At 70.8% G+C, this 6744-nt stretch carries 9 protein-coding genes and 1 pseudogene; 1 reads left to right on the top strand and 9 read right to left on the bottom strand.

Annotated elements, in window-relative coordinates; genetic code table 11:
• The 9 genes from BKN37_RS24935 to BKN37_RS24895 all read right to left on the bottom strand — a co-directional run.
• Positions 1–341, bottom strand: a 341-nt coding sequence (locus BKN37_RS24935; protein ID WP_423212841.1) for an AMP-binding protein, incomplete at its 3' end; no start/stop codon positions are given.
• Positions 342–409: 68 nt separating this feature from the next.
• Positions 410–712: a DUF3349 domain-containing protein gene (locus BKN37_RS24930; protein ID WP_071029705.1), complete on the bottom strand. Its 303-nt coding sequence runs from the start codon at positions 710–712 to the stop codon at positions 410–412.
• 39 nt (positions 713–751) lie between these two features.
• Entirely contained in the window at positions 752–1048 is a 297-nt protein-coding gene (locus tag BKN37_RS24925) for a hypothetical protein (RefSeq protein WP_071029703.1), read from the bottom strand.
• Positions 1045–2268: an inorganic phosphate transporter gene (locus tag BKN37_RS24920; protein ID WP_423212840.1), complete on the bottom strand. Its 1224-nt coding sequence runs from the start codon at positions 2266–2268 to the stop codon at positions 1045–1047. Before BKN37_RS24920 ends, BKN37_RS24925 begins: the two co-directional genes overlap by 4 nt.
• A 50-nt stretch (positions 2269–2318) precedes the next feature.
• Positions 2319–2591, bottom strand: a complete 273-nt coding sequence (locus tag BKN37_RS24915) for a hypothetical protein (RefSeq protein WP_071029701.1) — start codon at positions 2589–2591, stop codon at positions 2319–2321.
• Complete coding sequence (locus BKN37_RS24910) at positions 2588–3793, bottom strand: inorganic phosphate transporter (RefSeq protein ID WP_071029699.1); 1206 nt, start codon at positions 3791–3793, stop codon at positions 2588–2590. The genes BKN37_RS24915 and BKN37_RS24910 overlap by 4 nt, the downstream gene beginning before the upstream one ends.
• An 88-nt stretch (positions 3794–3881) precedes the next feature.
• On the bottom strand, positions 3882–4298 hold the full coding sequence (locus BKN37_RS24905; protein ID WP_071029697.1) for a VOC family protein: 417 nt from the start codon (positions 4296–4298) through the stop codon (positions 3882–3884).
• Between the two features lie 83 nt (positions 4299–4381).
• Positions 4382–5266: an SDR family oxidoreductase gene (locus tag BKN37_RS24900; protein ID WP_071029695.1), complete on the bottom strand. Its 885-nt coding sequence runs from the start codon at positions 5264–5266 to the stop codon at positions 4382–4384.
• A gap of 112 nt (positions 5267–5378) precedes the next feature.
• Positions 5379–6281, bottom strand: coding sequence for a 1,4-dihydroxy-2-naphthoyl-CoA synthase (locus BKN37_RS24895; RefSeq protein WP_071029693.1), 903 nt, complete (start codon positions 6279–6281; stop codon positions 5379–5381).
• 253 nt (positions 6282–6534) lie between these two features.
• Between BKN37_RS24895 and BKN37_RS24890 the strand changes: the two are divergent.
• Positions 6535–6744, top strand: a pseudogene (locus tag BKN37_RS24890) (hypothetical protein); the annotation flags it as partial.

The following is a 6744-nucleotide window of genomic DNA, read 5'->3' as shown; positions in this document are numbered from 1 at the left end:
GACGCCGGCAACGCGGCGACATCGAAGCCCGCGGTCACATCCATCTCGACCGGAGTGGTGCCGGCCAGCGCGCTGCGCACCAACACCTGCAGCCCGGCGATGTGCTGCGCCGGCAGCGCCAACAGCCAGCGACCCGGGCCGCCGAGTCGGTCGTGGGTCGCGGTCGCGCTGGCGGTCAGCGCCGCCGCGGTCAACAGCGCCCCCTTGGGCGCCGCGGTGGTGCCCGACGTGGTGACCTCCACGGCGACGTCGTCGTCGATGGCCTCACCCACCCGCAGCTCCACAGCGGCCGCGTCCCCGGCGGGCACCGGCCCCAGCGCGTCGCCGCGGCCGTCCAGCACCGAGGCCAACGCCGGCAGCAGCGACGACGCGGCGGCGCCGGGGGTGACGGGCACCGCGCGCAGGGTGGCTATGGCCGGCCTCCGCTGCTGGGGCGTTCGTCCAGCGGCCAGCCCTTGGCGGCCAGCCGCTCCCGAACCCGCTCGATGTCTTCGGCGGAGGGCAGCTCGTCGGTGATCTGGGTGATCAACACCCCGATGTCGACCTGGTCGAATTCGCCGCGGCGCATCAGTTCGCTGGCCACCGCCTTGACCTCGTCGGCGGTCAGCCGCCGCGACAGCAGCGCCAGCAGCGGAATGTAGTCGTTGCGGGGGACGCCCTCGGGATATCCCGCGCGCAGCCACGTCACGATCGAGTTGAGGAATCGGTTCACTTCTGCCTCACCAGTCCCTGTCCGGCTCGATGGTACGTGTTAGTCGAGGTCGAAAACGTCGTCCCAGCCGCCCCAGTCGTCCCACTGCCAGCCGATGCGGTGCTCGATGAAGTCGCGGGCGATGAACAGCACACCGGCGACGACGATCACCAGCAGCAGCGCGAAGATCACCCACCGCGCCGCGAGCAGACCGGTGCGCCGGCGGGCGGCCGTGTCGCCGCCGGCGGCGGCGCCGAGGCGCACCCCGACCGCGAACAGGGCGGGCAGCGCGGCGCCGGCCAGCAACCCGAAGATCAGGATCTTGGCCGTCGCGGCGTAGTTGAACCAGGTGCTCATGGCTGGCCGGCCTCCCGGGCGGCCACGGTGTCCAGCGGCGTGTTGGCCAGCAGCGACTCCACCGTGTCGGACTCGGCGAGCCCGTCGGTCAGGTGCTCGCCCCATTCGGCGTTGACGTTGGTGTGGTCGACGGGCGCCTTGCGGGACCGCAGCCAGATCAGCAGCGACACCGCCGCCAGCACCGCGAAGCCCACCAGCGCGCCGGCGTAGCCGCCGATCGCGTGCACCAGTTTGTAGGTCAGCGCACCGACCGCGCCCGCCGACGGCAGGGTGACCAGCCACGCGATCACCATCCGGCCGACCACACCCCAGCGCACCTGGCCGCCGGGTTTGCCGACCCCGGAGCCCAGCACCGAGCCGGTCACCACCTGGGTGGTGGACAGCGAGTAGCCGAAGTGGCTGGACAGCAGGATGATCGCCGCCGAGGACGATTCGGCGGCCATCCCCTGCGGGGATTCGATCTCCACCAGGCCCTTGCCCAGGGTGCGGATCACCCGCCACCCGCCGCAGTAGGTGCCGGCCGCCATCGCCACCGCGCAGCACACGATCACCCACAGCGGCGGCAGGATGTCGCTTTTTTTGGCGGCGCCGTAGGAGATCAGCGCCAGGAAGATCACGCCCATCGTTTTCTGGGCGTCGTTGGTGCCGTGCGCCAGCGAGATCAGCGCCGTCGAGCCGATCTGGCCGCGGCGGAATTCGCGGTGCAGCCGCCGCTCGGGGACCTGCCGGGTGAGCCGGTAGACCAGCCAGGTGGCGACGGTGCCGATGAGCATGGCGGCCGCCACCGCCACCACGGCCGGCACCATCACCTTGGACACCACCCCGCCCCACAGCACGCCGCGGGTGCCGACCGCGGCCAGCATCGCCCCGACGACACCGCCGATCAGCGCGTGCGAGGAGCTGGACGGGATGCCGAACAGCCAGGTCAGCAGGTTCCACACGATGCCGCCGACCAGGCCGGCGAACATGATCTCCAGGGTGACCAGGTGGGTGGCGACCAGATCCTTGGCGATCGTCGCGGCCACCTGGGTGGACAGGAACGCACCGAGCAGGTTCAGCGCGGCGCAGAGCGTGACCGCGGTCTTGGGTTTGAGGGCCCCGCTGGTGATGGCGGTGGCGATGGCATTGCCCGTGTCATGGAAGCCATTGGTGAAGTCGAAGGCGAGGGCGGTGAAGACAACGATAATCAGCAGGAAGAACTCGACGGACACTGCGCTCATTGTGGTGGTTGCGCGGTCGCGTTGTCGAACCGGCCAGCTCACCGGGCGTGTTAGGGCTTGGCGCCGAGGATGTACCAGCCGGTGTGCTGCCCGATGAACTCGCGGGCGATGAACAGCACCCCGAGGAGCACGACGGTCAACACCACCGCGAAGATCAGCCAGCTCAGCGCCACCAGCACCGGCCGGCGTCCGGCGGTCGCGTCGGCGCCGCCGGCGGCGCCGACCCGCACCCCGACCGCGAACAACGCCGGCAGCGCGGCGCCGACCAGCAGGCCGAACACCAGGATTTTCGCCGTCGCGGTGTAGTTGAACCAGTCGCTCATGACCGGGTGGCCTCCGGCTGCGGGGCCGCGGTGGCCAGCTGCGGCGCGGCGGGCTCCGGCGCCGCAGCCAGGCCGCCGGTCAGGTTGCCCTCCCAGTCGGCGTTGACGTTGTTGGCGTCGATGCGCACCCGGCGCGAGCGCAGCCAGATCGTCAGCGCCGTCGCCACCAGCAACACGAAGCCGATGGCCACGCCGAGGTAGCCGCCGATGGCGTGCACCAGAAAGTAGGTGGCCGCCCCCACGGCACCGGCCAGCGGCAGGGTGACCAGCCAGGCCGTCGCCATCCGGCCGGCGACCCCCCAGCGCACCTCGGCGCCGGGTTTGCCGACCCCTCTGCCCAGCACCGAGCCGGTCGCCACCTGGGTGGTGGACAGCGAGTAGCCGAAGTGGCTGGACAGCAGGATCACCGCGGCCGCCGCCGACTCGGCGGCCATGCCCTGCGGCGGTTTGATCTCGACCAGGCCCTTGCCCAGGGTGCGGATGATGCGCCAGCCGCCGAAGTAGGTGCCCGCCGCCATCGCGCCCGCGCAGCACACGATCACCCACAGCGGCGGCAGGGTGGCGGTTTTGCTCACCGCGCCGTAGGACATCAGCGCCAGGAAGATCACGCCCATCGTCTTCTGGGCGTCGTTGGTGCCGTGCGCCAGCGACACCAGCGCCGCCGAACCGATCTGGCCGCGCCGGAAGCCCCGCTCGGTGCGTTTGGTGTCCAGGCCGCGGGTGATGCGGTACACCAGCCAGGTGCCGGTCGCCGCGACCAGGGTGGCGACCAGGGCCGCGACCACGGCCGGCACCACCACCTTGGAGACCAGGCCCGCCCAGTTCACCCCGTGCCCGCCGACCGCGGCGATCATGGCGCCGACGATCCCGCCGATCAGCGCGTGCGACGAGCTGGATGGGATCCCGAGCAGCCAGGTCAGCAGGTTCCACACGATCCCGCCGACCAGCCCGGCGAACACCAGCTCCAGGGTCACCAGGTGGGCGTCCACCAGATCCTTGGCGATGGTGGCGGCCACCGCGGTGGACAGGAACGCGCCGACCAGGTTCAGCGACGCCGACAGCGCCACCGCGGCCTTCGGCGACAGCGCGCCGCTGGCGATGGAGGTGGCCATCGCGTTGCCGGTGTCATGGAACCCGTTGGTGAAGTCAAAACCCAAAGCCGTGATCACCACGATGATCAGGAGGAAGAGCTCAATGCTCACGGGGCATCACGGCGCTAATTCTGGCGGTCGACCGGTCGCGTTGTCGAACACTGCCGGCGGCAAAACCCCTGCAAACCTCGACTCGACGTCAACTGTTACCCCCCGGTTCACCTGGTGTATCGCGGCGAGTATCGCGCCGCAGCGGGTGCTCGGGGGGCACCTCGACGAAGATCAACGTCACACCGTCGGGGTCGGTGACGTGCATCTCGTGCAGCCCCCACGGTTCGCGGCGGGCTGCCCGGGCGATCGGCACGCCGCGGCCCTCGAGTTCGGCCTGGGTGGCGCGGACGTCGCGCACCTGCAGCCACAGCGCCCCGGGGAAACGCCCCTCGGGCTGCTCGGAGCGGCCGTGGCCGGCCAATTCGATCAGCGACTGGCCGGCGTAGAGCACGGTGCCGGCCCCGTAGTCGCGGGCGATGGCCAACCCGATCTCGTCGCGGTAGAACGTCAGTGACCGCTGGTAGTCCGTCGGCCGAAACAGCACCCGACTGGCCAGGATCTCCATCACACCCCCTCCCGTCGAGCAGACACAGAATCGCACAGATCGCGCCCGGATCGTGCGATTCTCCGTCTGCTCGCGCGGCTCGCTTATTTGTTGGGTTGCAGGCGTTGCCGCTTCATCACCGCGGTGACCCAGCCCGGCGCCAGCACATCCAACGCCCGCACGGTGACCGCCATCCGCGGCGCGATCCGCACCGGTCGGCTGCGCGCCGCGGTGATCATCCACTCGCCGGCCTCCTCGGCGGACAACGCCGGCAGCCCGTCGTAGGCCTTGGTGGGCTCGATCATCGGGGTGGCCACCAGCGGGTAGTACAGCGTGGTGGAATGCACCCCTTTGGTGCCCCACTCGGTTTCCATCACGCGGCTGACCGCCGACAGCGCGGCCTTGGACGCGTTGTACACCCCGAACAGCGGGGAGGCCTCGCTCATCACCCCCCAGGTGGCGACGTTGATGATGTGCCCGTCGCCGCGCTCGATCATGGCCGGCGCGATGGCCCGGACCAGCCGCAGCGGCGAGTAGTAGTTGAGCACCATGGTGCGTTCGACGTCATGCCAGCGTTCCAGCGACTCGGCCAGCGGCCGCCGGATGGACCGCCCGGCGTTGTTGATCAGGATGTCCACCCCGCCCAGGCGCTCCTGCACGTCGGCGGCCAGCGCGTCGACGGCATCCAGGTCGGACAGGTCGCACGCGATCGCGGTGGCGTCGCCGCCGGCGGCGGTGATCCGCCCCACCACCGCGTCCAGCAGGTCCTGGCGGCGGGCCACCGCCACCACGGTGGCGCCGCGGGCGGCGAACTGCTCGGCGGCGGCCTCGCCGATGCCCGACGACGCGCCGGTGAGCAGCACCCGCTTGCCGCGCAGGTCCACCGGCTTGGCCAGCGGCCGGTACATCAGCAGCTGCGGGGCGACGGGCGGCCGCATGCTGGCCAGCGTGACCGCCTCACCCAGACGGCGTAACGGGCTTTTGCTCATGGTTGCCGAGTCTAGGTGGGGGCCCTTTTGCGCCGAGCGTGCGCCCAGGGCGGCGTTTCGGCGAAAACACCGCCGTGGGCGCACGTTCGGCGCAGCCGCCGCGGCCGGTGGCTCAGAAATAGCGGGGGAACCGGCTCCAGTCCGGGTCGCGTTTCTCCAGGAACGCGTCGCGGCCCTCCACGGCCTCATCGGTCATGTACGCCAACCGGGTCGCCTCCCCGGCGAAGATCTGCTGGCCCACCAGCCCGTCGTCGAGCAGGTTGAACGCGAACTTCAGCATCCGTTGCGCCTGCGGCGATTTCGCGTTGATCTCGCGCGCCCACTGCACCCCGGTGTCTTCCAGGTCGGCGTGGTCGACGACCTCGTTGACCGCACCCATCGCATGCATCTGCTCGGCGGTGTAGGCGCGACCCAAAAAAAAGATCTCCCGGGCGAATTTCTGGCCGACCTGCCGGGCCAGATACGCCGACCCGTAGCCGCCGTCGAAACTGCCGACGTCGGCGTCGGTCTGCTTGAACCGTGCGTGCTCGCGGCTGGCCAGCGTCAGGTCGCACACCACGTGCAGGCTGTGCCCGCCCCCGGCGGCCCACCCGTTGACCAGGCAGATCACCGGCTTGGGCATGAACCGGATCAGCCGCTGCACCTCCAGGATGTGCAGCCGCCCGGCGCGGGCCGCATCCACGGTGTCCGCGGTGTCCCCGGACGCGTACTGGTAGCCGCTGCGGCCCCGGATGCGCTGATCGCCGCCCGAACAAAACGCCCAGCCACCGTCTTTGGGCGACGGCCCGTTGCCGGTCAACAGCACCACGCCGACATCCGAGGACATCCGGGCGTGATCCAACACCCGGTACAGCTCGTCGACGGTGTGCGGCCGAAACGCGTTGCGCACCTCGGGCCGGTCGAACGCCACCCGCACCGTCGGGTCGGTGACGTGCCGGTGGTAGGTGATGTCGGTCAAATCGTCGAAACCGGCGACCTGCCGCCACACGCTGGGGTCAAAGGGGTTGTCGCTCAAGGCTCGTGCACTCCGTCCTGGTCGATGCTGAGGTCCCCGCAGCTGATCGTTCGCGCCGACGCCACGACCGGATCCTGCGCGGAATCCGCTGTCACGGTATCGGAGCGGCCGACGCGGGCGGTGGTGCCATCCAGGTCGATCGCGGTGCGGCGCACCGTCCAGCGGTCACCGTCCGGCAGCGCCTGCAGCCCGGCCAGCCGGCGGCCGGGATCGCCTCGTCGGCGTCAGCACCGCCAGCGCCGCCAGCAGCGAGGTGCAGATCGTCACCGGGAGCCCGATCGCGTTGGGCGCCTTGGCTGTTGACGCGCAGGACAACGGCGCCCACCAGATCATCGTCAGTCACGGCCGCGGGGCGAACCTGTATGCGTTCGCGGCCTGCCGGATTCAGGCCGTCGTCGACGACCGCGGGGCGCCGTTCGTGTTCGACCTGGAGAACGTGCGCGGCACCGGCACCGGGGTGGGC

Origin of the sequence: Mycobacterium talmoniae (genome assembly GCF_001854525.1) — a bacterium.
In the GTDB taxonomy this organism is placed as follows: Bacteria; Actinomycetota; Actinomycetes; order Mycobacteriales; family Mycobacteriaceae; genus Mycobacterium; species Mycobacterium talmoniae.
The sequence above is the reverse complement of the archived record's forward strand: the minus strand, read 5'-3'. Positions and strand labels throughout refer to the sequence as shown.

Coding starts and splice junctions, on each gene's coding strand:
- BKN37_RS24920 (WP_423212840.1), bottom strand. CDS start 2,268: ATGAGCGCAGTGTCCGTCGAGTTCTTCCTGCTGATTATCGTTGTCTTC.
- BKN37_RS24915 (WP_071029701.1), bottom strand. CDS start 2,591: ATGAGCGACTGGTTCAACTACACCGCGACGGCGAAAATCCTGGTGTTC.
- BKN37_RS24900 (WP_071029695.1), bottom strand. CDS start 5,266: ATGAGCAAAAGCCCGTTACGCCGTCTGGGTGAGGCGGTCACGCTGGCC.
- BKN37_RS24925 (WP_071029703.1), bottom strand. CDS start 1,048: ATGAGCACCTGGTTCAACTACGCCGCGACGGCCAAGATCCTGATCTTC.
- BKN37_RS24905 (WP_071029697.1), bottom strand. CDS start 4,298: ATGGAGATCCTGGCCAGTCGGGTGCTGTTTCGGCCGACGGACTACCAG.